The organism is Deinococcus alpinitundrae, from assembly GCF_009982895.1.
In the GTDB taxonomy this organism is placed as follows: Bacteria; Deinococcota; Deinococci; order Deinococcales; family Deinococcaceae; genus Deinococcus; species Deinococcus alpinitundrae.
Genome location: NZ_WXZL01000001.1, coordinates 74,436 through 95,708 on the forward strand (window position 1 = coordinate 74,436; position 21,273 = coordinate 95,708).

The following is a 21,273-nucleotide window of genomic DNA, read 5'->3' on the forward strand; positions in this document are numbered from 1 at the left end:
GGAGTTCACCGGCTCCACGAAACGGTTCGAGTCGGTGTCCGTGTGGCCTGAAGCCCTCAGCGTTCCAGCAGATAAAACGCCTGCTCGCCCCGGCGCAGCAGATCGGTGACGGCGTAGCCCGAAGCGAGGTAGTGGCTCAGCGCCTCCCGCAGGGCCAGCCGCCAGGCCAGCGGCAGCGGGTCAGGCAGCGAGGCAGCGTCGAGCGGCACTTCGGCCAGCAGCCGGGGCGCGTCAGCGCTCAGCTCGGGTACACCGGGAGCCTGGCCCCGCGCCGAAAGCACCAGCACGCCGCTGGGCGCGGGCGTCACTGCCGGGGCAAACGTTTCAGTCAGCGTCCACTCCACCATCAGGCGGTCGGCGGGCAGCGACGCCGAGACGTACCATTCCGGGTGATACGACACTGCCCGCGCGCCCAGCTTGCCCAGGTTGAAACGGGCGTTGCGGGTCACCAGCGGATCGAAGGTCCAGGTGATTCGGTCCAAGTTCATCTGACGCACGCGCTGGGCCTGGTGCTGCTTGAGGGCCAGCGCCGCTCCCGAGCCGCGCCACTCGGGCCGCAGCGCCAGCATGTGCGAGTGGTGCCAGACGCGGCCCTCACGGTACGCCGGAAAGCCGTACACGAAGCCGAACGCCTCGCCGCCCACTTCACCGGAAGGCGTGGCCGGAAAAGCGGCTGCCACCACCCCCCCGACGTGGGCGTGAATGCGAAAGATGTTGCCGGGATGCACCTCGGTCTCCGAGTAGCCCCAGGCAGCCCGCTGGATGTCTTCGAGGACCTGCATCTCCGGGGCGCTGAAGAGATCGCGGATGACAAAATCGGCAGGACTCAAGCGGCGGCCTCCTGCATCGTCCTGGAGGACCGGTCAGCCCAGACCACGGCGCTCAGGCGCTCTCCGCCGCGGTCTGGGCCGCGATCAGTTCGAAAAAGGCTGCCGTGACCTGCGGGTCGAAATGCTGGCCCGATTGACGGGCGATTTCGGCACAGGCTTCCTCGTGCGTCCAGGCGGACTTGTAGGACCGAACGCTGATCAGCGCGTCGTACACGTCGCACAGTGCGAAAATCCGCGCCAGCAGGTGAATCTCCTCGCCGCGCAGCTGGGTGGGATAGCCCTGGCCGTCCCAGCGCTCGTGGTGCTGGCTCACCACCGCCAGGGCAGCGGGCGGCAAAAAGCCCAGGGTGCTGGCGAACTGGTGGCCGAACGCGGCGTGGGCGCGCATCAGCGTGAACTCCTCCTCGTTGAGCTTGCCGGGTTTGTGCAAAATCGAGTCGGCGATGGCGATCTTGCCGATGTCGTGCAGATAAGCGCCCCAGCGCAGCGCCTGGGCATCGGCTTCACTGAGCTCAAAACGCCCGGCGAGCTGGCTGGCCATCCGCGTTACCCGGTCGGTGTGGCCCTGGGTTTCGCGGTCACGGGTTTCGAGCGCCAGTCCCAGTGCCCGCAGCGCCGCCTCACGCGCTGAGGCCGCCTGCTCCTCCGCTGCTAGCCGGGCCATCAGGGCAGCGATGGTGCCCACCACGCTGCTAAAGAGCCGCACCTCCTCCTCGCTCCAGGCGTGGAGCACGAAGGTATGCATCAGGAAAGCGCCGAGCAGCTGGCCATCCATGCCCAGCACCGGGGCGGCAGCCAGGCTGGCGACCCCCAGTTCGGGAAAACCCGCCGTCTGCGGCTGCAAGGCCACGTCATCGAAGAACATCGGCGTGCGGCGGCTGTAAAGGGCCTGCATCAGTGGGGTGTCGGCGGGCAGACCGTGGGCGGCGATGGCCTGCATGCCCGGCGTGTCGGGCAATTCACCCGACGCCGCCCGCACCTGATAGATCAGGGGCGTCGGCTGCAACAGTTCGGGCGGGCTGCCGAGCGGTGAGGTGGGCGTGGCGATCTGAAAATACGCCGCGCCCACCGCTGCCGTGGAGCTGATCAGGGCGTCGAGTGTCGGCACCACCCCCGAGCCGAGATCTGTGGCTTGCAGGGCAATGTGAATCAGGGTGAGCACGTTCTGGGCCATCAAATCGCGGCGGTCCAGCGGATCGGGCGAGAGGAAGGTCGGGGGACTTGTTTCGGTGTTCATGTGCGTGACTCCAGGGGCACGGCCCAGCAAGCACGAGAGCAGCGTTCGGTGCAGCGGCGACGCTCCAGGCCATGCGGAATTTCTCTCATTCTCCCCCGGCGTTGGCACATTTTCATGACAGTGCGTTCATGTAAACCCCTCTGATCCGGTTCCAAGCCTGATCTTCCGAAATCCGGGCTTCCGACGTCGGCTCTCAGGAAGCGGTAAGCGCGGCCCGGAGTGCCCGCAGCAAGCCGTCCGGGTCCGGCGTCTGGCCCTGCGCCACGTCCGGCTTACCGCCCCCCTGACCGCCCGACACCGCCAGCGCCTGCCGCAGCACCTCGCCCGCGTGCAGACCCGGCGGGGTGCCCAGGCCGACTTTCCCACCCGGCGCAGTAACGAGCAGCACTTCTCCGGCAGGCACGGCGCTCAGGGCGATGGGCAGCGAGGCCGGGTCCGTCAGGCTCAGCACGCGCAGCCGCCACGCACCCAGCTCTTCGACGGGCGCGGCGGCCAGATCGTGGCGCAGCAGCGCTGAACGCAGCGCTGAGCGTTGCGCCTCGCCGTCTCGCTGGGACGAGCGCAGCGCCTCCACCCGCGCCGTCAGGTCGCTGGGGCCAGCGCTGAAAGTCGCGGCCAGCGCCCTAGCCGCCTGGTAGGTGTCGGCCAGCCGCTCGGCGGCGGCCTCGCCCGCCATAAAAACCACGCGGGTCAGCCCACCTTTGATGCGCTCGGTCCGCAGCACCGTCACCGGCCCGGCCATCGCCGCCCAGGGCACATGCAGGCCGCCGCAGGCGCTCACGTCGAAGAACAGCGGCCCGTCTGCTGCTCCAGTTTCAGCCTCGAAGATGACCAGCCGCACCGTGCCGGTGACCTTGGTGCTGCGTCGCAGAGGGTAGCGGGCAAGCTCTGTTTCGGGAACTTCCACCGTGCGGAGTTTGAGGGGGGTTCGTCCCAGCGTTTCCCGCAAGAGCGTTTCGGCGGCCTGGGCGTCAGCGTCCGTCGGCTGGCCTGCCAGGTCGATGGTACATTCGGCGTTGCGCATGCCGACTGCCGCCACCGCGAACCGGGAATCAAGGCGGAAAAACGCCTGGGCCAGCAGATGCTCGCCGCTGTGGCGCTGCATATTGTGCCAGCGGGTCCGGGCGTCCACCACGCCGCGCACCGCCGCCCCCACTTCCGGCACATCGCCGCTGAGGGTGTGCCAGATGACGCCGCTTGCCTTGTCGGCCTTGTCCTTCTGGGTGTCGGTCACCTGCGCCTCGCCCCCGGCCCAGGTGAGGTCGCCCACGTCGGCATTCTGACCGCCGCCCTCCGGATAAAAGGCGCTGGCGCTGAGAGCGACCCGGTTGCTCCCAGACGGACCGACCTCTACCTGGGTCACCAGGGCCGTGAAGGTCAGTTCAGCTGGAGCGGCGTAATAGAGCGGCTGGGTGGGAATCGGCAGGATCATACGCTCAGTTTAGGGCCGGGCCCACACCGAAACCTGAAGGCGGTTGCGCTCCACGAAGCCCAGCGCTTCGTAGACGCCGATGGCTCCGGTGTTGGCAGTCATCACATGCAAAAACGGCGTCTGGCCTTCACTAAAGGCGTGTCGGGCCACCCGGCTGACGGTGCGGCCAGCCAGACCGTGCCCGCGCCAGTCGGGATGGGTACACACCGCGCTGACTTCGGTGTAGCCGCCGGGCCGCAGCCGCTCGCCGCCCATCGCCACCAATCGCCCGCCCTCGCGCACGCCGAAATACGCGCCGAGTTCCGGCGTGCGCGGACCAAACGGCCCCGGCTGGGTGAGCGCCACCAGGTCCAGCATCTCGGGCAGATCTGCCGGGCCGAGCCGCACCACCGATGCCGCCGAATCAACCAGTTGCAAGTCGTTTGGGCAAACCATCTGCACCAGGCTGCTCTGATATGCCAGTGTCCAAACAGCGGGCGCGGATTCGGGCTGGGGTCGCAACAGCGTGATCCGGGTGGGCGCAGCGTCAGGGCCGTCCGGAAGGTCGGCCAGAGCCGCTGTCAGCGCCGCCTCGTCGCGCTCCCCGAAGGCGGCGAAGGGGGCGACGGCGGGCGCGAAGAACCGCAGCGGGCCGCCGCCTAGGGCGAACCTCGCCTGCGGCCCGGTGAGGGCATGCCAGACCGGGTTATCGAGCGGATGCTGAGTTGGACTGGAGCGAGTCATGCGCTGACCTGCAGGAAGGTCGGGCCGAAAACACGGAAACGAACATCAGCGTGCCAGAGAAGCGCCATCATCCCCAGAGTTCTACGCTGCCGGACAGGACCGAACAAGCCCAGGTCGTGGTCGCAGCCACAAGTCCGGTCGGCAGCCACAAAAAGCCGGAGCGCGTGGCCCCGGCCTTTGGTGATGAAGCGGGTTTACATGTTGGCGATCAAAGCGTCGGCAAACTGGCTGGTCTTGACCTCGTTCGCGCCTTCCAGGTTGCGGGCAAAATCGTAGGTGACGGTCTTCTCGCCGATGGTCTTGGTGAGCGAGTTGAGAATCAGGTCAGCGGCCTCGGTCCAGCCCATGTAGCGCAGCATCATCTCGCCGGACAAGATGACCGAGCTGGGGTTGATGACGTCTTTTCCGGCGTACTTGGGCGCGGTGCCGTGGGTCGCTTCGAAGATGGCGTGGCCGGTCTCGTAGTTGATGTTGGCCCCCGGCGCGATGCCGATGCCGCCCACCTGGGCCGCCAGCGCGTCACTGAGGTAATCGCCGTTGAGGTTGAGGGTGGCGATCACGTCGTACTCGGTGGGGCGCAGCAAGATCTGCTGCAGAAAGTTGTCAGCAATGATGTCCTTGATGACGATGCCGCCGGGCAACTTGAGCCACGGCCCGCCGTCGATCTCCACGCCACCGAACTCGCGCTTGGCCAGGTCGTAGCCCCAGTCGCGGAAAGCCCCTTCGGTGAACTTCATGATGTTGCCCTTGTGAACCAGCGACACACTCTTGCGACCATTGTCGATGGCGTACTGGATGGCGGCGCGTACCAGCCGCTCGGTGCCCTCACGCGACACCGGCTTGACGCCCAGGCCCACCGTGTCGGGAAAGCGGATGGCGGTGACGCCCATCTCTTCGAGGAGGAACTTGCGCAGCTTGTCGCGCTCGGGGCTGCCGTCCTTGTACTCGATCCCAGCGTAGATGTCCTCGGTGTTCTCGCGGAAGATGATCATGTCCACGTCTTCGGGGCGCTTGACCGGGCTGGGCACGCCCTGGAAGTACTGCACCGGGCGCACGCAGGCATAGAGGTCGAGTTCCTGGCGCAGGGCCACGTTGATGCTGCGGATGCCGCCGCCGACCGGCGTGGTCAGCGGTCCCTTGATGCCGAACAGGTACTCGCGGAAGGTGTCGAGCGTTTCTTCGGGCAGCCAGACGCCCTCGCCGTAGGTGTTGACGGCCTTCTCACCGGCGTAGGTTTCCATCCACTCGATCTTGCGCTCGTCGCCGTAGGCCTTCTCGACGGCCGCGTCGAGTACCCGCACGCTGGCCTTCCAGATGTCGGGGCCGGTACCGTCACCCTCCACGAAGGGAATGATGGGATTGTTCGGGACATGCAGTTTACCGTCTTGCATGGCGATCTTCTCGCCCTGGGCCGGAGCTTTGATGTGGGTAGTCATAGAAGCCCACTTTACCGCACCCCCGGCCCTGGGGCGCGGCGGCGGGCAGGCTGTCACTGGGCCGGGAGCAGTCCTCCCCACTGAGTCAACTTACCCTTACGCAGACCTCACCCAAGCAGCAGGGTTGGATGAAACAGTACCTGTACCCCACCGGGAATCCAAATTCGCAGGAGGTCCTCCACGATGAGTGACGATAAATCTGCCGCTGAAAACTTTTTAGACTCTGCCAAGGCCAAGGTCAACGAGGGCGCGGATCGTCTGCGCGCCGCCGGACATGAGGCGGCCAGCCACCTGGGCGGCAGCACCCTGGACAACGCCGGGGACAAGGCCAAGGCCGTGGAAGACCGCGCCAAGGCTGAGGTCCACAACGCCGAAGCGAATGCCAATTTCAACGAGGGCAAGCGCGAGAGCACCGACGGCGACGGCCACTAAACAGTTTTCAGCACCGCTTTTCTGAGCCGCATCCCCAGTGGGTGCGGCTTTTTGTGGTGTCCTCTACCAGATCTAGTCGCCTAATGACCACCCGGTGGCCTACGCCAGAATGCTTATAGGCCTATATCGTTCGGCCTGCCCAATCATGTGGCATAAATGACTTTTCGTTTGGACGAATAGTTTCATGATCTTAAGCGTGCAGAAGAATGCCTTCCATCAGCCGGTGACCAGCAACCTCGATCCTCCCCACTGCGCTGCGCCCGACCACGACCCCAACGACCCCGCCGAGCGCTTAACCGTCTGTATGCAGCAGCTTCACCGCCTGGTGTCCGACCGAATCATGGGCACGCTGCAAAGCGAGCTGCAAGGCGAGGATGTCAGCTTTACCCAGATGACGGCGCTGTATAAGGTGCGGGCGTTCGCGCCGATCCGCTTGACGCTGCTCTCCGAACACCTGGGCGTGAGCCTCCCGGCCACCAGCCAGCTGATTCAGGAACTGGTGCGCCGCGAACTGATGGAGCGCCGCGAGAATCCCGAGAACCGCCGCGAAAAGCTGCTGGCCCTCAGCGACAAGGGCCAGCAGTTTCTAAGCGTCCGCGAGAAAGCCATGATGGGCGCGTACCGCGAGGTGTTCGGCCAGGTCAATCCTGAAACGATCACCCGCGCCGAGCAGGCCATCACCGCCCTCATCTCGGAAGCCGACGCTCTGCGGGCCAGTAACCGTGCCCAGCCTGCCCGCCCGCAGCCCAACCCGCCGCAGCCCACCCCCCACCAGGAGACCCCATGACCCAAGCCGCACCACCCCCCAATTCCACCAATCTGGAAGAACGCATCAACTACGCCGATGTACTGCCGCAGAACACGAAAGTCCTGATTCTGGTCGGCACCCTGCTGGGCCTATTCCTGGCGGCGCTCGACCAGACCATCGTCTCGACCTCGTTGCCGCGCATCATCGCCGACCTCAATGGCCTCAATCTGTATTCGTGGGTCACGACGGCCTATCTGCTGGCCAGCACGGCGATGGTGCCGATCTACGGTAAGCTCTCGGACATCTACGGACGCAAGCCAGTGCTGCTGTTCGGCATCGTGATCTTCCTGATCGGCTCGGCGCTGTGCGGCATGGCCGGTGAGCCGTGGTTCGGTAACCTCTTCGGCGGCGGCATGATGCAGCTGATCATCTTCCGGGGCCTGCAAGGTTTCGGTGCCGCCGCGCTCACCTCGGTGGCCTTTTCCATTATCGCCGACATCTTCGCGCCCGCCGAGCGCGCCCGGTACCAGGGGTTGTTCGGGGCTGTCTTCGGCATCTCCAGCGTCATCGGGCCCTTGCTGGGCGGCTTTCTGACCGACCAGATCTCGTGGCGCTGGGTCTTCTACGTCAACCTGCCCATCGGTTTGATCGCCATCGCCTTTATCGCCAGCAAGATGCCCCGGCTGGCCAGCGGCCTCAAGCCCAAGATCGACTACCTGGGCGCGCTGCTGGTCCTGACCTTCTCGGTGCCGCTGCTGCTGGCGCTCACCTTCGGCGCGGAACCCAACTACGGCTGGACCAACACCACCGTGCTGGCGCTGTTCGCCGCTGCCGCTGTGTCGCTGGTGCTGTTTTTGTTCGTCGAGTCGCGCCACGAAAGCCCGATTCTGCCGCTCTCGTTGTTCAAGAACCCGACCTTTGCCTGGGGTGTCACCGCCCGTTTCTTTCTGGGCGCGGCCTTCCTCGGCGCGATCTTGTTTCTGAGCCTCTACCTCGTCAACGTGCAGGGCGTGAGCGCCACCAAGGCGGGCACCGCCACCATTCCGCTCACCATGGGACTCATCTTCGGCTCCATCGTCAGCGGCCAGATCGCCGCCCGACTGGGCATATACAAACCGCTGATCCTGGGGGGCCTGGCCTTGATGGTCGGCGGCTTCTACCTGCTCTCCACCCTGAACGCCGACACGCCGTACTGGACCGTCATCGTGTTCATGGTGGTGCTGGGCCTGGGCATCGGACCGGCCCTGCCGCTCTACAACTTAGCGATTCAGAGCGCGGTGCAGCGCTGGGAAATCGGCGTGGCAACCTCCAGCGGCCAGTTCTTTCAGCAGATGGGCAGCACCATCGGCACCGCCGTGTTCGGCGCGGTGCTGACCAGCACCCTGGCGACCCAGGTTCCGGCCCAGTTCCGCGCCGCCGAGGCGGGTCAGCCGCCTGCCATCGCCGCGCAACTCGAAGCTGCCGCCAAGAGCGCTTCGCAGGCCAGCGCCTCACAGGGACGCGGCAATGCCCCGACCCTGGACACAATCAACGCCAAGATCAACGACAGCTTCGCCAAGACCTTCGGCAGCGTGCAGACCGCCGTGCAGAGCGGCAACCTCAACAGCATCGTTCAGGACAAGCTGCTGCCCGAGGGGCTCAGGACAGGCCTGGCCCGGATTCCTGCCGCCGCCCTTCAGAGCGACCAGGGCAAGGCCCAGGTGCTGGCGCAGATCAAGTCGCAGCTCGGCAGCGCCCAGACCAGCGCCCTGGCCGACGCCAAGACGACCTACAACCTGTCGAGCCGGGCCTTCAAGGTGGGATTCGCCAACACGGTGAGCCGCATCTACCTGATCGCGATTTTCGTGGCGCTGCTGGCCTTCCTGACCACCCTGCCGATGCCCAACCTGAAACTCCCCAAAAAGGGCGAGGGCCAGGGCGGCGAGCCGCGCGGCGGACTGGCCTCGATGGAAGGCTGAGCGCCGACTCCCGATCATCTCAACCTCACTTCCTCAAAGGAGCGGGCCGCCTGGCTGCGCTCCTTTTTGGTGGTCCCACTGTTCGGCAGCTCCACGGAATATAGGTCGCGTCCGGGCCACTTTATTTCATCATCTGCTTTATGATGAACCGTAGCTTGCGGCAGCAGATACCCCGTTGCCCCTTTCGCCTTTCACCCCAAGGAGTCTTTGCCATGACCCAGCCTGACGAGAACGCAGCGGCCACCTCCGCCGACCTGACCCAAGCCGCCCAAACCACCCAGGTCAGCCGCGCCAACGCGGTCCGCTCCGAGGCGGTGGGCGGCAATCAGCTCATCGCCGCGCCGGTCAGCGAGGCCACAGCCGACATCGGCGTGATCGGGCTGGCGGTCATGGGCGAGAACCTGATTCTGAACATGGCCTCCAAGGGCTTCACGGTGGCGGCCTTCAACCGCACCACCAGCAAGGTCGACGACTTCGTGACGGGCCGCGCCAAGGGCCAGACAATTCTGGGCGCAGACGATCTGCCCACCTTCGTGTCACTGCTCAAGAAGCCGCGCAAGGTGATGCTGATGGTCAAGGCCGGACCTGCCGTGGACGCCTTTATCGAGATGCTGGCTCCGCTCTTGGACGAGGGCGACATCATCATCGACGGCGGCAACACCCACTTCCCCGACACCGTACGGCGTGAGAAATCACTCTCGGAAAAGGGCCTGCTGTTTGTCGGCGCGGGCGTCTCGGGCGGCGAGGAGGGTGCGCTCAACGGCCCCAGCATCATGCCGGGCGGCAATGCCAAGGCCTGGCCGGAACTCAAACCCATTTTCCAGACCATCGCCGCGCAGGTCGGCGGCCAACCGTGCTGCGACTGGGTGGGCGAGGGCGGGGCCGGGCATTTTGTCAAGATGGTCCACAACGGCATCGAGTACGCCGACATGCAGATGATTTCTGAGGCCTACAGCCTGCTTTCCAGCGCGCTGAACCTGAGCGCGCCCCAGATCGGTGAGATTTTCGACGACTGGAACAAGGGCGAACTCGACAGTTACCTGATCGAGATCACGGCAGAGATCTTGCGCAAGACCGACGACGAGACCGGGCAGCCGATGGTGGACGTGATTCTGGACGCCGCCGGGCAGAAGGGCACCGGCAAGTGGACCTCGGTGACGGCGCTCGATGTGGGCGCGCCCGCCAACACCATCGCCGAGGCCGTGTTCGCCCGCATCCTGAGTTCGCTCAAGGACCAGCGGGTGGAGGCCAGCAAGGTGCTGCGCGGCCCCGACGCCGTGGACGCCCCCGACCACGCCGTGTTCGTGGAACAGGTGCGCCGGGCGCTCTACGCCTCCAAGATCTGCTCGTATGCCCAGGGCTTTCAGATGATGGCGCTGGCGGCAGCCGAGTACGGCTGGACCCTCGACTTCGGCAGCATCGCCCAGATGTGGCGCGGCGGCTGCATCATCCGGGCGGCCTTTCTCGACAAGATCAAGGCGGCGTTCGGCGACAACGAGGCGCTGCCCAATCTGCTGCTCGACACCTACTTCACCCAGGCGATTCAGGAATCGCAAATGGCCTGGCGACAGGTGGTGGCGGCAGCGGCCCTGCGCGGCGTCTGGACTCCGGCTTTCTCCAGCGCCCTGGCCTACTACGACGGCTACCGCAGCGAGCGCCTGAGTGCCAACATCTTGCAGGCGCAGCGCGACTATTTCGGCGCACACACCTACGAGCGGACCGACAAGCCGCGCGGCGAGTTCTTTCACACCAACTGGACCGGGCGCGGCGGCAGCACGTCGAGCAGCACCTACAACGCCTGAGCTAAAACACACTCCAGCCGCTGTGGTAGATGGGACAGTCCATCTGCCACTGGCTCTGGTCAAGCAGCGCCTTTCCCAGCACAATACTGGCGCCTGCGCGGCGCTCCAGCGAGGTGGCACCCGCAGACGTTTTCACGCTCAGCAAGCAGGCCGGGTCGGCAGCGTCCTTGCCGAACTGCACGTTGACCCGACTGCTGTTGGCCCGCAGATAAACGATCTCTTTGAAATTCACCAGGTAGCTGCGTGAACTGGTGTCGGGTTCGCCAGCGAAGGGTGAGCAGGCAGCGCTGCACGCCTGAGGACCAAGTGCCAGGCTCCCCAGTGGCGCAGCAGGCAAAGTCCCACACGACACCAGTAGCAGCGGCAACAATGTGAATTTCTTCATGTCTCATTATCGTCGGGGAGTGAGGAAAATGTTAGAGGTGTGAATCAGCACTAAAAATTGCAGAAAACAGCTTAATGTGAAAAACCTTGCACTCACGCATCTCCAGCCTTCCGTCCCCCCGTCCCCAAGAGCAATACGCCTAGAATCTGAAGGTTTGGTGAAGGCCACGCTCGTCCCAGAATCTGCTCAAGAACCTTGGAGGTGTGCCTCCCGCCACCCCGATCAGAACCGCTATGCTGAAGGGATGACGGCTCCCTCCCCCAATCCGGCCCGCGAAGTGGCCCTGCGCGTGCTGACGCGCGTGCTCGGCGGCGCGTACGCCTCCTCCGAACTGGACCGCGAACTCAAGCGCGGTCACCTGCCGGGCCGTGACGCGGGCCTGGCTACCCAGCTCGTTTACGGCACGCTGCGCCACTACCGCCGCCTCAACGCGGCCCTCATGCCGCTGCTGACTAGTACCACCCGCGACAGCACCCGCGCCGTGCTGCTGGCCGGGGCCTATGAGAAATTCGTGCTGGGCACCCCGGTTCACGCGGTGGTCAACGAGTACGTCGATCTGGCACGCGGGGGCTTCGGCCCGCCCGGACTGGTCAATGCCGTGCTGCGCCGCCTGGAGAGTCTGCCCGACGTGGCCGCCCTGCCCGAGTGGCTGGCAGCGGAACTTCAGGATGCCTACGGCCCGCAGGCCGGAGCTGTGGAAGCGAGTTTGCTCGAACCTCAGCCACTGTGGCTGCGCCTGACGAATGACGGCGTGGCTGCCCTGCGCGGCGAGGGCTGCGAGGTGGAGCCGGGCTACGGCGATGTCTACCGGGTGTCGCTCTCGCGGCCCCTGGGCGTCACGGCGGCCTTCAAGAACGGCTGGGCGCAGCCGATCAACCCGGCGAGCTTTGCCTGCGTGCTAGCGTTGGGCGAGGTCGAGGGTGTGCGTGTGCTCGATCTGGCGGGCGGCAGCGGCGTCAAGGCGGCGATGCTGGCCTCGCTCGGCGCGCAGGTAACAAGCGTGGACGTGAACGACAAGAAGGTGCGCCCGGCGCGGCAGAACCTGGGCCGCCTGCACCTCAAGGCCGAGTTCGTGACTGCCGACCTGACCCACACGCCCGAGGTGCATCCGGCCCCTCTGGTGCTGCTCGACGCGCCCTGCACCGGCAGCGGCACCCTGCGCGCCCACCCCGAGATCAACCTGCGCCTGACGCAGCAGGCCGTGGCCGGGATGGCCGACTTACAGGGCCGGATGCTCAGCGCCTGCGCGCCGCTGGTCTTGCCCGGCGGCAGCCTGGTCTACAGCGTGTGCAGCGTAACTGCTGCCGAGGGACCCCAGCGGATCGAGCGCTTCCTGGCCGGGCATCCCGAGTTCTCGCCCGCGCCCCTGCCCGATCTGCGGGTGCCTGTCAGCCAGCGCGGCGCAGGCGTGCTGACCATGATGGACGACGGCGTGGACGGCTTTTTTATCGCCAGGTTGCAGCGACGGGCCTGAGGCCGACTGGCGCGGCGCTTAGGAAAGCAATTTGACCGCCTGCCGAATGGCCCCCAGATGGTAAGCGCTGTGCACCGCCGGGTTGACCAGTTCTTCGATAGCCAGCGGCTCGGCAGCGGCGACGCGGGCCATCATCTCGTCGTAGGCGGCGCGCAGGCGAAGCTGAAGGGCCTGCCAGGCCGCGTCGTCCACCGTTCCCGGCACGAAACTTCCTTTCCAGTCGAACGGCCCAGAAGGCGTCTCGCCGCGCATAAAGATCAGGCCGACTTCCAGGTAGTAGGCGATGTGGGCGGCGTGGGCGGCGGTACTCAGGTTCAGCGGCGTGGGGTCGGATGCCTGGACCGCGCTCAACTCGGCCAGTGTGCCGAACAGGCCGTGGTTGCCGCTGCCGTCGGCCTGGGTGCTGTCCAGAAACAGGGTGGACTGGCCCGGCTGGCCACCCTCGAAGGTTTCGCGCAAAATCTTTTGCAGGTCGTCTAAAAGGGGCATGCTGACATTTTACTCGCCTGCGCGCGGCCCCACCACCGACTCGATCAAGCGGCGGGCGATGCTGGCGCGGCCCGGCAGCATCGGCAAGTCGGCCTCGTCGAACCAGCGGGCGTCCTCGATCTCACCGGGCTGCGCTGCGATCTCGCCGCCCGCGTACTCGGCGCTGTAGGCCAGCATCAGGCTGTGCGGAAACGGCCAGGGCTGCGAATCGAAGTAGCGCAGGTTCATGATCTCCAGATTGGTTTCCTCCTTCATCTCGCGGTGGGCGGCGTGCTCCACGCTCTCACCCGGTTCGACGAAGCCCGCGTTGGCGCTGTACATCCCCGCCGGAAACTGAGGCGAGCGGCACAGCAGCAGTTGCAGGCGGCCCTCGTAGCGGCGGGTCAGCAGCACCATCACGGCGGGGGCCAGGCGCGGGTAGACGCTCAGGCCACAGTTCGGGCAGCGCCGCACCCGCTCGGCGGGGTCCGGCACCGTCGGCGTCGCGCAGTTGCCGCAGAAGCGGTGGGTCCGGTCCCACTCGACGATCTGGTAAGCGTAGCCGCCGAGCAGCCACAGCCAGTCCGGGACGCGCCCGTAGAGGCCACGCAGGCGGTGCAGCTTGAATGGTGGTGTGTCCAGCGTGGCCAGTACCTCCGCCGTCAGCCGCGCCGCCCAGACCGGCTGCCCGGACTGCTGGCCCAGGTACACTGCGCCCTCGCTGCCGCTGGGCTGCCGGGTCGGCAGGGCCAGATCGGGGCCGAGCAGCAGTTTGTCGCCGGAGAAGACCAGCCACAGCGCGCCCAGGGTCAGCTGCGCCGGAGTCTGCTCAATCGGTATCTGCGCACTGGGCGTAAAACCGTGCCCGTTGGAGAAGAGATCGGAAGCGCTCTCGGGTAAAGTCATACGGCCATTCAAGCGCGCCGGGCACCCTCCGACTGTGAGCCGCTCAGGTCGTTTCGAGCGCCGCGTCGAGCGCCACCTCGATCATGCCGTTGAAGCTGGTCTGGCGCTCCTCGGCGGTGGTTTCCTCGTGGGTGATCAGGTGATCGGACACCGTCAGCACAGTCAGCGCCTTCACGCCGAATTTGGCGGCCAGCGTGTAGAGCTGCGCGGCTTCCATCTCCACGCCCAGCACCCCGAACTCGGCCCAGAGCTTGTACTGGTCGAAATCGTCGTGGTAGAAGGTATCACTGCTCATGATGCTGCCCACGTGGGCCCGCAGGTTGCGGGTCTGGGCCACCTGATAGGCCCGCAGCAGCAACCCGAAATCGGCAATCGGCGCGAAGTTCTTGGCCCCGAAGCGGATGTTGTTGATGTTGGAATCGGTGCAGGCAGCCTGCGCCAGAATCAGGTCGCGCACGTGAACGTCCTCGCGGTAGCTGCCGCAGGTCCCGACCCGCACCAGTGTCTGGCAGCCGTAATCGTTGATCAGCTCGTGAATGTAGATGCCCGCGCTGGCCATGCCCATGCCGGTGCCCTGCACCGAGACCGGCTGGCCCTTGTAGGTGCCGGTGAAGCCCAGCATGCCGCGCACGTCGTTGTGCTGCACGGGGTCGGTGAAAAAGGTCTGGGCAATGTGCTGGGCGCGCCTGGGATCGCCAGGCAACAGCACGGTGGGGGCGATCTGCCCTTCTTTGGCGTTCATGTGAAGACTCATGGGTCCAGCTTAGCCGAAGGTCACCCTCAGGCGTCCACCCAGTCCGAGGCCCAGCGCTCAGCTTCCGGCACGCGGGCGGCCCGGAAGCCGTCTTGAATGGCCCGCGCCGGATACGCCACCTGCCGAAACTGCGCGTTCCAGTGTTCGCCCAGCCGGTCGAGCAGCAAGTACTCGGCGCGGGCCACGTTCACGTAGACGCCGTTCCTGAGTTCGAACGGCAGGCCCACCGAGCCGGGGTTGAGCAGCTGCCAGCCTTCGAGCGTGCGCAGCAGTGGACGGTGGGTGTGGCTGCCGATCCAGCGGGAAGCCGAAGCGAATTCGGCGCGCAGCTCATTTAGCCGGGCCTCGGGCGTTTCGGCGTTCAGCACCTCGGTGTTGCTCTGGGGACTGCCGTGAAAGGCCAGCACACCCGGCAAGAGATCCACGGTCGGCTGATACGTCCGCACCAGCCTGCGCTCCCTCTCCCCCACAGCCGCGTGGCTCCAGCCGTCCAGCTCATAGATTTCGCGCTCGTCGGGCAGGCCGCGCGGCTGGAAGGCGGGCCAGGGCGACAGCAATTCCGCGTCGGCGTTGCCCATCACCACCGGGCAGTTCAGTGAGGCGACCAGGTGCAGGCACTCGGCGGGAAAGGGTCCGGTCATCGCCACGTCGCCCAGGCAGATCAGCACGTCGGGCGCGTGCCGCCGAAGATCGGCCAACACCGCTTCCAAGGCGGGCAGATTGCCGTGGATGTCTCCGAAAATAGCGGCGCGCATCAGCTGAATCTCACCACCTCAGCGCTGGCTGCGCAGCACTTCCTCCTGCGGCCCCACCTTCTTCGGCTCGCGAAACAGGATGTTCTCCCACTCGCCCTGCTCGGTGACCTGAAGCTGCGGGTTGCGTGCCCGGAACACGGTCACGACGGCCTGCACCAGATCGTCGGGCGTGCTGGCGGCACTGCTGATGCCGATGGTTCGCACACCGCTCAAATCGAGCGCGTCGAGGTCGGCGACGGTATCGAGACGGTAAGCGCGCGGGCAGAGGCTGGCCGCCAGTTCGAGCAGCCGCATGCCGTTGCTGCTGTGGGTGCTGGTGAGCACCAGAAAGGCGTCCACCTGGGGAGCGATGCGCCGCACCTCGTCCTGGCGGTTCTTGGTGGCGTAGCACAGGTCCTCGCTCGGCGGAATCAGCATGGACGGAAAGCGGGTCTTGAGAATCTCCACCGTGCGGCGGGTGTCGTCCACACTGAGGGTCGTCTGGGTCAGGACCACCAGCTTCTCGGGGTCGGGGACCTCGACCGTGTGCGGGTCGTGCAGGCCCGGCCCGGACTTGCCCAGCACGCCCACGATGATGGTGTTCTCCGGGGCCTCACCCAGCGTGCCGATGACTTCCTGGTGGCGGGCGCTGTCACCAATCAAGAGGATGGTGTAGCCCTCGCGGGCGTACTTCCTGGCCTCGGTATGGACCTTAGTCACCAGCGGGCAGGTGGCGTCGATAGTGGAGAGGCCCAGTTCGCGGGCGCGTTGCCGGACCTGCGGTGAGACGCCGTGCGCCGAGAACACCAGCGTCTGACTGCCGTTCGGCAGCGCTTCCAGGATGTCCAGGTCCTCGACGAAGTGAACACTGTGGTCCTGCTCGAGCCGCTCGACGACGGTGTGGTTGTGAACGATGCTGTGGTAGACCGTCAACGGCTGGGTCTCGCTGCGGGCCGCTTTCTCGACGGCCCCGATCGCCATCACGACGCCCGCGCAAAAGCCTCTGGGCTTGGCGAGCATCAGGTGCTCGACGGGGCCTGCCGTGTGGGTGGGTACGCTCCTGAAGTCGGCCATGATGCCCCAAGTTTAGCGGTCCGGCGGCGCGGCGAGGGTGTGCAGTGTTCCAGGCGGCGCGGCGCAACCAGCTTCTCCAAACGGCATGTTCGAATGGCGTTCACAGAGCCTTCTTGCTCCCTTCACGGCGGGTCGCCTACTGTCGAAGTGTGATTCAGCCCTCGTTACATGGCCCCACCTCCCCGCCGTCCCAAATCCGTCCCTTGACAACGGGTTGGTAAGTGAGTCCATACTTACTTATGGCCCGACCACGCACCATCAGTGATCAGCAGATCGTGGACGCGGCCCGCGAAGTTTTTCTGGAGCAGGGGTTCTCGGCCACCACCGCCGAGATCGCCCGCCGCGCCGGGGTGTCGGAAGGCACCCTCTTCAAACGCTTCTCGACCAAGGAGGATCTGTTCGCCGAAACCATCGGGTTGAGTGAGGGGCGCAGCTGGCACAAGGAAATCACGGACCTGGTCGGTCAGGGCGAGCTGTGCGACAACCTCAAACGCCTGGCGCGGCTGATTGTCCACACGGCGCGGATCATTCTGCCGCCCCTGATGGTGATGTGGTCACGCGGCCACGCTCCCGGCAGCCATCCCCGGCCCGAGCGCGACCCGGTGGCCGAGGACAGCGCCGCCATCGCCGCTTACCTGCGGGCCGAGATCACCCTCGGACGGCTGCGCGAGATGGACTGCGAGGTGGTCGCCGACGCCCTGCTCGGTGCGCTGACCAGCCATGTCCACCGCGAGCTGATGCTGGGGCCAGGCATCGACACCGAGCAGTACGTGGAGCACTTGCTCGACGCCTGGTGGACCGGCCTGGCTCCACCTGCGGAGAACCGCTGAGACGGGACCGACCCCGTCACCTCCACCTAAAGTAAGTTGACCCACGATTTATGGGGGCGCTACAACATGGATCGGTTTTCTGCGGCCAGCTGCCAGCCCGCCCCGCTTTCGCACCAGTTTTCCCTCGACCAGATGCTCTTCCGACACCGCTTTCTCACGCCGAGGTGACTGCTTGAATGCTCTTCCACGCTCCACAAGTGCCGCCCGCACGGCGAGGCTGACTGCCTGGCTGCTGTGTGCAGCCCTGACCCCCGCGCTGGCGCAGACCACGACCCCGCCCGACCCCGCTGCCATCACCGTGCCCGCGCCGCCTGTGGCCCTGAGCAACGTGGTGCTGACCTTCGCGACCGTGCAGCAGGCCCTGCGCGGCTCGGCAGGCTGGCGCAGCGCCGAGGAGCAGTACCGGGCCGCCCAGTACACGCTCGACTCGGCCCGCGCCCGGGCCGGGCTGAACCTGACGCTGGGCGGCAGCCTGAGCGCGGGCAAATCGCCCATAGACAGCGGGGACTGGCAAGCGGTGAGCACCCTCACCGGCCAGGTCAGCGCCGCCGTGTTGCCGTGGGGAAGCGCCTTCGATGGGGTTCGCAGCGCCGAGCGGGCACTAAGCCGGGCCGCCCTCGACCTCCAGGACAGCCGCCAGACGCTGCTCGTGGGGGCCGCCCAGAGTTACCTCTCGGCCCGGCTCGCCGCCGAGCAGGAAGCGCTGAGCGCCGCGCAGGCCGCTCTGGCCAGCCAGCAGCTCGGCGTGGCCCAGCGCCAGCGCCAGGACAACCTGCTGAGCCTCGAAGATTTGCTGACCCGCCAGGGCAATCTGGAAAGCGCCCAGTCGAGCGCCGTGAATGCCCAGGCTGCCCGCGAGATCGGGGAGCGGCAACTGCTCAGCGACGCGGGGCTGGACGTGGGACTGGCGGCCCGGCTGATCTTGCCGAGCGCGCCGAGCTTATCGGGCACGCCCGCGCCGCTGGCCGATCTGCTAGGCAGCGCCATGAACCAGCGCAGCGAGATTCTGAAAGCCACCTCGCAGCTTCAGGAAGCCCGCGCCGCGCTCACCAGCGCCCAGCGCGAGCGCCTCCCTGATGTCTCGGCCAGCGTGAACTACGGCGAGCTGAGCCTGAGCGGGAGCGGCGGGCGCAGCGTCGGCGGCAGCCTCAATGTTAAGACCGGAGTGGTGGCCGCCACCTTCAGCTTGCCGACCAGCAGCGGCACCACGCCGATTCCCACCTCGCTCTCACTGGGCCTCACCGGCAGCTTCAATGTGCTGGGCACGGCCCCAAACGCGGCCATCGCCAGCGCCCAGAGCAGTGTGAGAAGCGCCGAACTGGCCCTGGAAAGTGCCCGCAGCAGCGTGGAACTCGGCGTGCGGCGCGCCTACAACGACGCCCTCAACACCCGCCGCCTGCTCGACGTGCAGCGCACCGCCCTGGTGCGGGCTCAGGCGGCCCTGACCTCCGCTCAGGCCCGCCTGAGCGCCGGACTCGGCACGGCACTGGACGTGAACGTGGCTAGCGTGGGCGTGCAGAATGCCCAGTTCGGCGTCGATCAGGCGCTCAACGCCGCGTACCTGGCCCAGGTGCAGCTCGCCGTGGCCAGCGCCCAGTTCGATCCGGCCCTGCTGCTGGTGTCGCTCAGTTCCGTGTCCACCACCTCCACCGTCCCCGGCCCCAGTACCCCTGACCCCGCCACCCCAGACCCCAATAACGGAGCCAAACCATGACGACCCCCAGCCGCACCACTGCCCGGCCCTTTACCCTCAACACCCTGGCCCTGCTGGCCGTCCTCAGCCTGGCGGCGCAGGCTGGCGCGCAGAGTGCGGCGCTCGATCTGGGCAGCGCCGTGACCCGCGCCCTGGCCAGCGGCCCCGACACCACCACCAGCCGCGCCAATCTGCAAAAAGCCCAGGCCACCATCAAAGCCGTGCAGGCCGACCCCACCAGCATCATCACCGATCAGGTCAGCGCCCAGCAGGGCTTAGAGAGCGCCCAGGTGAATCTGAGCAACACCAAGCTGACGGTGATGCAGACGGTGGTGACGCAGTACCTCAGTATCTATGAGGCCGAGCAGCGCGAGAACCTCAACGCGGCGCAGGTCAACTACTACAGCCGCAGCTTGCAGATTGCCCAGGCCCGCTTGGCCGCCAGGGTCGCCACCCCGCTCGATGTGACCAAGGCCCAGAACAGCCTGAGCAGCAACCAGCAGGAACTCGCCGACGCCAGGGCGCAGCGCCCGATTGCCGCCGCGCAGCTCGCCAAGACGCTGGGCCTCGGCCAGAGCACCGTGACGGTCAAGGCGCCGCCCGCGCCGCCCCAGCTCAGCGCCACGCTGGCCTCGCTGCAAGCCGGACTGGGGGACCGCCTGCCGACGCTGGTGCAGGCTGCGGGTGCGGTGCAGTCGGCCCAGCTCCAGGTCAAGGTCTCAGACAACGACTACACCCCGGTTCGCACCCTGCAAGACGCCCAGACCGCCCTGAGTAACGCCCAGCGGGACCTCGACAGTGGCCGCAAGGCCGCCCTCACCACACTCAACGACGCCTACCGCGCCGCTCAGAACGCCCGCGAGCAGGTCGGCATCAGTGCGGCCAGCCTCAATGCCCAGCAGACCACGCTGAATCAGGCCCAGGCCAAACTCAAGGCCGGCACCGCCGCCGCCATCGACGTGCAAAACGCCCAGGTCCAGCTGCTCTCGGCGCAGTTCGCACTGACCCAGGCCCAGGACGCGTCCTGGAAGGCGCTGACCGCGCTCTCGGTGGCCGCTGGCAAAGACGTGACGGGACTGGCGCAGTAATGAAGGCTGGCCGCCCCCCCTCACCGGCCCTGGCGACCCTGCTGGGTCTGGCGCTCTTGCTGGGAGCCTGCACCAAGCCCGCCGACAGCGGCACCGACGCGAAAACGACCGCCAGCACCACCAACAATCTCGACGCCGCGCCGCCCAAGAGCAGCGCCCTCGACGTCAGCGTGATCAAACCCACGCAGGGAGCGCTGAGCGTGAGCCGCACCGCCAGCGCCACCGTCACGGCGGTTCAGGACAGTCAGGTGGCGGCCCTCACCAGCGGCGCGGTGACGCAGGTGCTGGTCACGGCAGGCCAGAGCGTCAAGGCGGGCGAGGTGGTGGTGCAGCTCGACACCTCGGCGCTGCGCCAGACCCTGGAAAGTGCCCAGCTTCAGCTCAAGAACGCCCAGATCAACCTCTCGCAAACCCAGCGCAACACCAATCAGGGCACCGGGCAACTTCAGTCGGCCATCACGGCGGCGCAGGCCAACGCCGACAAGGCCCTGCAAGACGCCCAGTCGAGCCGCAAGCTGTACGCGCTCGGCGGCATCAGCCAGGCGGATCTGACCGCCAGTGAGGCGACCCTGGCCCAGACCCAGTCGGCCCTGGCGCTGGCCAGGAACAACCTGACCCAGAACGGCCAGAGCGGGGGCAGCAGCCTGGCCCTGCTGAAAAACCAGGTCAGCAGCGCCGAGGTGTCGCTGCGCCAGGCGCAGGAGAATCTGACCAAGGCCAGTGTGCGCGCTCCTTTCTCCGGCACGGTGGCGTCGGTCAGCGCCAAGCTGGGCGAGTACGTCAACACCGGCACCGCCGTGTTCCGGTTGGTGGACGGCAGCCGCCTGACCGCCGACTTCAACGTCTCACCGGGCGACGCCGCCGCGCTGAGCGCAGGCAGCAAGCTCAACTTCGACTACGGCGGCAAGACCTACCTGGCCGTCATCAAGGAAGGTGACCGGGTGACCGGCAGCGACCGACTGGTGCCGCTGACCACCCGGCTCTCCGGCGCGAGCGCCAGCACCCTGCCGGTGGGCGGGGTGGGCCAGATGCGCTACCGGGTCAGCCTGGCCTCCGGCACGTTGCTGCCCAGCGGAGCCATTCAAAACGACGGCGGCGACAACGCGGTGTATCTGGCCGACGGCGGCGCGGCCCAGCGTCAGACCGTTAAGATTCTGGCCGAGTCGCAGGGCAAGGTGGCGGTCAGCGGGATTCCGGCAGGCACGCAGGTCGTCTATCCGGTCCCGCCGAGCTTGCAAGACGGCGCGAGCATCAAGGTCGGTGAATAAA

General features: G+C 66.6%; 20 protein-coding genes. 9 read left to right on the forward strand and 11 right to left on the reverse strand.

Annotation, left to right across the window (positions count from 1 at the left end):
• Window positions 1–56 precede the first annotated feature (56 nt).
• From GUI70_RS00405 to icd, 5 genes are all read right to left on the reverse strand, one after another.
• Complete coding sequence (locus GUI70_RS00405; protein ID WP_237724601.1) at window positions 57–830, reverse strand: GNAT family N-acetyltransferase; 774 nt, start codon at window positions 828–830, stop codon at window positions 57–59.
• A 52-nt stretch (window positions 831–882) separates the two neighbouring features.
• Window positions 883–2,067 (reverse strand): HD domain-containing phosphohydrolase, encoded by a 1,185-nt coding sequence (locus GUI70_RS00410; RefSeq protein WP_161880307.1) that lies wholly within the window; start codon window positions 2,065–2,067, stop codon window positions 883–885.
• Window positions 2,068–2,260: 193 nt separating this feature from the next.
• Window positions 2,261–3,499, reverse strand: a complete 1,239-nt coding sequence (locus GUI70_RS00415; RefSeq protein ID WP_161880308.1) for an alanyl-tRNA editing protein — start codon at window positions 3,497–3,499, stop codon at window positions 2,261–2,263.
• 9 nt (window positions 3,500–3,508) lie between these two features.
• The gene (locus GUI70_RS00420; protein ID WP_161880309.1) at window positions 3,509–4,222 is read right to left on the reverse strand and encodes a GNAT family N-acetyltransferase; all 714 of its coding nucleotides are present in this window, start codon (window positions 4,220–4,222) and stop codon (window positions 3,509–3,511) included.
• Window positions 4,223–4,416: 194 nt separating this feature from the next.
• Entirely contained in the window at window positions 4,417–5,658 is a 1,242-nt protein-coding gene (icd, locus tag GUI70_RS00425) for an NADP-dependent isocitrate dehydrogenase (protein ID WP_161880310.1), read from the reverse strand.
• Between the two features lie 183 nt (window positions 5,659–5,841).
• Between icd and GUI70_RS00430 the strand changes: the two genes are divergently transcribed.
• The 4 genes from GUI70_RS00430 to gnd all read left to right on the forward strand — a co-directional run bounded on the left by GUI70_RS00430 (window position 5,842) and on the right by gnd (window position 10,598).
• On the forward strand, window positions 5,842–6,090 hold the full coding sequence (locus GUI70_RS00430; protein ID WP_161880311.1) for a hypothetical protein: 249 nt from the start codon (window positions 5,842–5,844) through the stop codon (window positions 6,088–6,090).
• A gap of 184 nt (window positions 6,091–6,274) precedes the next feature.
• Complete coding sequence (locus GUI70_RS00435) at window positions 6,275–6,877, forward strand: MarR family winged helix-turn-helix transcriptional regulator (protein ID WP_161880312.1); 603 nt, start codon at window positions 6,275–6,277, stop codon at window positions 6,875–6,877.
• Window positions 6,874–8,796: an MDR family MFS transporter gene (locus tag GUI70_RS00440; protein WP_161880313.1), complete on the forward strand. Its 1,923-nt coding sequence runs from the start codon at window positions 6,874–6,876 to the stop codon at window positions 8,794–8,796. Before GUI70_RS00435 ends, GUI70_RS00440 begins: the two co-directional genes overlap by 4 nt.
• A 212-nt stretch (window positions 8,797–9,008) precedes the next feature.
• Window positions 9,009–10,598, forward strand: coding sequence for a decarboxylating NADP(+)-dependent phosphogluconate dehydrogenase (gene gnd, locus GUI70_RS00445; protein WP_202630352.1), 1,590 nt, complete (start codon window positions 9,009–9,011; stop codon window positions 10,596–10,598).
• 1 nt (window position 10,599) lies between these two features.
• Here gnd and GUI70_RS00450 read toward each other — a convergent pair whose 3' ends face one another.
• Window positions 10,600–10,983 carry a hypothetical protein gene (locus GUI70_RS00450; RefSeq protein ID WP_161880314.1) on the reverse strand — a complete coding sequence of 128 codons (384 nt, stop codon included), beginning with the start codon at window positions 10,981–10,983 and terminating at the stop codon, window positions 10,600–10,602.
• 244 nt (window positions 10,984–11,227) lie between these two features.
• On the opposite strand from GUI70_RS00450, the gene GUI70_RS00455 reads away from it, so the two are divergent.
• Window positions 11,228–12,457 carry an RsmB/NOP family class I SAM-dependent RNA methyltransferase gene (locus GUI70_RS00455; RefSeq protein WP_161880315.1) on the forward strand — a complete coding sequence of 410 codons (1,230 nt, stop codon included), beginning with the start codon at window positions 11,228–11,230 and terminating at the stop codon, window positions 12,455–12,457.
• Window positions 12,458–12,475: 18 nt separating this feature from the next.
• Here the strand turns inward: GUI70_RS00455 and GUI70_RS00460 are convergent, their stop codons facing one another.
• Genes GUI70_RS00460 through ispH form a run of 5 tightly spaced genes read right to left on the reverse strand, consistent with a single transcriptional unit; the run spans window position 12,476 to window position 16,393 of the window.
• A complete protein-coding gene (locus GUI70_RS00460; RefSeq protein WP_161880316.1) occupies window positions 12,476–12,946 on the reverse strand; it encodes a DinB family protein in 471 nt (156 codons plus the stop codon).
• A 9-nt stretch (window positions 12,947–12,955) separates the two neighbouring features.
• Window positions 12,956–13,831 carry an NAD(+) diphosphatase gene (gene nudC / locus GUI70_RS00465; protein WP_161880317.1) on the reverse strand — a complete coding sequence of 292 codons (876 nt, stop codon included), beginning with the start codon at window positions 13,829–13,831 and terminating at the stop codon, window positions 12,956–12,958.
• A gap of 43 nt (window positions 13,832–13,874) precedes the next feature.
• A complete protein-coding gene (gene deoD / locus GUI70_RS00470; protein WP_161880318.1) occupies window positions 13,875–14,585 on the reverse strand; it encodes a purine-nucleoside phosphorylase in 711 nt (236 codons plus the stop codon).
• Between the two features lie 26 nt (window positions 14,586–14,611).
• A complete protein-coding gene (locus GUI70_RS00475; protein ID WP_161880319.1) occupies window positions 14,612–15,340 on the reverse strand; it encodes a metallophosphoesterase family protein in 729 nt (242 codons plus the stop codon).
• A gap of 18 nt (window positions 15,341–15,358) precedes the next feature.
• Entirely contained in the window at window positions 15,359–16,393 is a 1,035-nt protein-coding gene (gene ispH / locus GUI70_RS00480; protein WP_161880320.1) for a 4-hydroxy-3-methylbut-2-enyl diphosphate reductase, read from the reverse strand.
• A gap of 239 nt (window positions 16,394–16,632) precedes the next feature.
• On the opposite strand from ispH, the gene GUI70_RS00485 reads away from it, so the two are divergent.
• The 4 genes from GUI70_RS00485 (at window position 16,633) to GUI70_RS00500 (ending at window position 21,272) form a co-directional block, all read left to right on the forward strand.
• Complete coding sequence (locus tag GUI70_RS00485) at window positions 16,633–17,223, forward strand: TetR/AcrR family transcriptional regulator (protein ID WP_161880321.1); 591 nt, start codon at window positions 16,633–16,635, stop codon at window positions 17,221–17,223.
• Window positions 17,224–17,395: 172 nt separating this feature from the next.
• Window positions 17,396–18,937, forward strand: coding sequence for a TolC family protein (locus tag GUI70_RS00490; RefSeq protein WP_161880322.1), 1,542 nt, complete (start codon window positions 17,396–17,398; stop codon window positions 18,935–18,937).
• On the forward strand, window positions 18,934–20,004 hold the full coding sequence (locus GUI70_RS00495; protein ID WP_161880323.1) for a TolC family protein: 1,071 nt from the start codon (window positions 18,934–18,936) through the stop codon (window positions 20,002–20,004). Before GUI70_RS00490 ends, GUI70_RS00495 begins: the two co-directional genes overlap by 4 nt.
• Complete coding sequence (locus GUI70_RS00500) at window positions 20,004–21,272, forward strand: efflux RND transporter periplasmic adaptor subunit (protein ID WP_161880324.1); 1,269 nt, start codon at window positions 20,004–20,006, stop codon at window positions 21,270–21,272. The genes GUI70_RS00495 and GUI70_RS00500 overlap by 1 nt, the downstream gene beginning before the upstream one ends.
• Window position 21,273: the final 1 nt, after the last annotated feature.

Excerpts from the sequence above, each read along its gene's own strand:
- GUI70_RS00410 (WP_161880307.1), bottom strand. The coding sequence starts at position 2,067 with ATGAACACCGAAACAAGTCCCCCGACCTTCCTCTCGCCCGATCCGCTG.
- GUI70_RS00415 (WP_161880308.1), bottom strand. The coding sequence starts at position 3,499 with ATGATCCTGCCGATTCCCACCCAGCCGCTCTATTACGCCGCTCCAGCT.
- GUI70_RS00420 (WP_161880309.1), bottom strand. The coding sequence starts at position 4,222 with ATGACTCGCTCCAGTCCAACTCAGCATCCGCTCGATAACCCGGTCTGG.
- icd (WP_161880310.1), bottom strand. The coding sequence starts at position 5,658 with ATGACTACCCACATCAAAGCTCCGGCCCAGGGCGAGAAGATCGCCATG.
- GUI70_RS00430 (WP_161880311.1), top strand. The coding sequence starts at position 5,842 with ATGAGTGACGATAAATCTGCCGCTGAAAACTTTTTAGACTCTGCCAAG.
- GUI70_RS00435 (WP_161880312.1), top strand. The coding sequence starts at position 6,275 with ATGATCTTAAGCGTGCAGAAGAATGCCTTCCATCAGCCGGTGACCAGC.
- GUI70_RS00440 (WP_161880313.1), top strand. The coding sequence starts at position 6,874 with ATGACCCAAGCCGCACCACCCCCCAATTCCACCAATCTGGAAGAACGC.
- gnd (WP_202630352.1), top strand. The coding sequence starts at position 9,009 with ATGACCCAGCCTGACGAGAACGCAGCGGCCACCTCCGCCGACCTGACC.
- GUI70_RS00450 (WP_161880314.1), bottom strand. The coding sequence starts at position 10,983 with ATGAAGAAATTCACATTGTTGCCGCTGCTACTGGTGTCGTGTGGGACT.
- GUI70_RS00455 (WP_161880315.1), top strand. The coding sequence starts at position 11,228 with ATGACGGCTCCCTCCCCCAATCCGGCCCGCGAAGTGGCCCTGCGCGTG.
- GUI70_RS00460 (WP_161880316.1), bottom strand. The coding sequence starts at position 12,946 with ATGCCCCTTTTAGACGACCTGCAAAAGATTTTGCGCGAAACCTTCGAG.
- nudC (WP_161880317.1), bottom strand. The coding sequence starts at position 13,831 with ATGACTTTACCCGAGAGCGCTTCCGATCTCTTCTCCAACGGGCACGGT.
- deoD (WP_161880318.1), bottom strand. The coding sequence starts at position 14,585 with ATGAGTCTTCACATGAACGCCAAAGAAGGGCAGATCGCCCCCACCGTG.
- GUI70_RS00475 (WP_161880319.1), bottom strand. The coding sequence starts at position 15,340 with ATGCGCGCCGCTATTTTCGGAGACATCCACGGCAATCTGCCCGCCTTG.
- ispH (WP_161880320.1), bottom strand. The coding sequence starts at position 16,393 with ATGGCCGACTTCAGGAGCGTACCCACCCACACGGCAGGCCCCGTCGAG.
- GUI70_RS00485 (WP_161880321.1), top strand. The coding sequence starts at position 16,633 with ATGGCCCGACCACGCACCATCAGTGATCAGCAGATCGTGGACGCGGCC.
- GUI70_RS00495 (WP_161880323.1), top strand. The coding sequence starts at position 18,934 with ATGACGACCCCCAGCCGCACCACTGCCCGGCCCTTTACCCTCAACACC.
- GUI70_RS00500 (WP_161880324.1), top strand. The coding sequence starts at position 20,004 with ATGAAGGCTGGCCGCCCCCCCTCACCGGCCCTGGCGACCCTGCTGGGT.